This window comes from Brasilonema octagenarum UFV-OR1, assembly GCF_963888615.1.
Lineage (GTDB): Bacteria > Cyanobacteriota > Cyanobacteriia > Cyanobacteriales > Nostocaceae > Brasilonema > Brasilonema sennae.
Genome location: NZ_CAWPKW010000366.1, coordinates 1 through 1,280, shown reverse-complemented (window position 1 = coordinate 1,280; position 1,280 = coordinate 1). Strand labels below are relative to the sequence as shown.

Annotated in this window: 1 protein-coding gene; it reads right to left on the bottom strand. The window is 44.1% G+C overall.

Annotation, left to right across the window (positions count from 1 at the left end):
* Positions 1 to 114: 114 nt before the first annotated feature.
* A partial coding sequence (locus AC5590_RS32895) for a phosphoenolpyruvate carboxylase (RefSeq protein ID WP_169268994.1) occupies positions 115 to 1,280 on the bottom strand: 1,166 nt, incomplete at its 5' end.

Below are 1,280 nucleotides of genomic sequence, written 5' to 3'. Positions count from 1 at the left end.
TCCCCCAAAGTCTGCCGGGGGAAGCAACCCAAGCGGCGAGCTTTGACCGTTGTGGGGACTGCCGTTCATTAGTCGATATTTCAGGACTTTTGACTAATGACTGTGTATAATAAATCAACCAGTATTTCTCATGCCTGCGGCAATACCGTTGATAGTTAACAATGCTCCTCGTAACAACTCGCCTTTACTGTAACGAGAGTGAATTACTCCGGATGTCACATTTGTTCGAGATTCGCGCAGGCGTTTGAGCAAGGAAATTTGAATGAAACCTAGGGGCACAATTGTAGCATTACGTAACTGGACTGAGCGCTGCAATACGGGGTCTCCATCCAAAAGTTGTTGATGACCAGTGATTTGCAAAACCAAACCCCTTGTCAAATAGTATTCACTAGCAATTTGTTCAAAAACTTGCTCAAAACGGGGTTTGTCTTCAGGGTTAGACAGTTGTTGAACATATTGCTGTGCCATTTGCAAGTCTACTTTAGCTAAGGTCATTTCTGCTTTAGAAATCACCATTTTGAAGAAGGGCCACTTGATATAAAAATAACGCAGTAACTTCAAATGTTCTTCTGGTTCTTCGTTCAAGAATTCTTGCAAAGCTGTACCAACACCGTACCAAGAAGGTAGTAAGAATCGGGTTTGTGTCCAGCTGAAAACCCAAGGAATTGCCCGTAAGCTAGTCAAATCTTTTTTACCAGATGGACGACGGGCTGGACGAGAACTAATTTGCAGCTGGCTAATTTCCTCAATGGGGGTGACTTGATGGAAGAAGTCAATAAAATCAGGTTGTTCGTAGATCAGGTTGCGATAGTGAACACGCGATCGCGCTGCTAGTTCTTCCATAATTTCATTCCAAGGTTGAATATCATCAAACCCCGTCCGCAGCAAGCTAGCTTGAATAACAGCAGAGCTGATCGTTTCTAGGTTGTACAGTGCTAAGTCCGGTAAGGAATATTTAGAAGCCAGAACTTCTCCTTGTTCGGTAATTTTGATTCGTCCATTGATACTGTGACCGGGCTGAGCCAAAATAGCTTCATAAGATGGACCACCACCGCGTCCAACAGAACCACCTCGTCCATGAAAAATCCGCAAATTCACACCATACTCTTCTGCAATTTTCTGTAATGCTTTTTGAGCTTTGTGGATTTCCCAGTTACTGCTTAAGAAACCTGAATCTTTGTTGCTGTCGGAATAGCCCAGCATCACTTCTTGCAAATTAGGCGTTAGGGGAGATGAAGGAGTTATTTCTTTCCCCTTCGGGTTCGCAGTCGCCTGCGGAG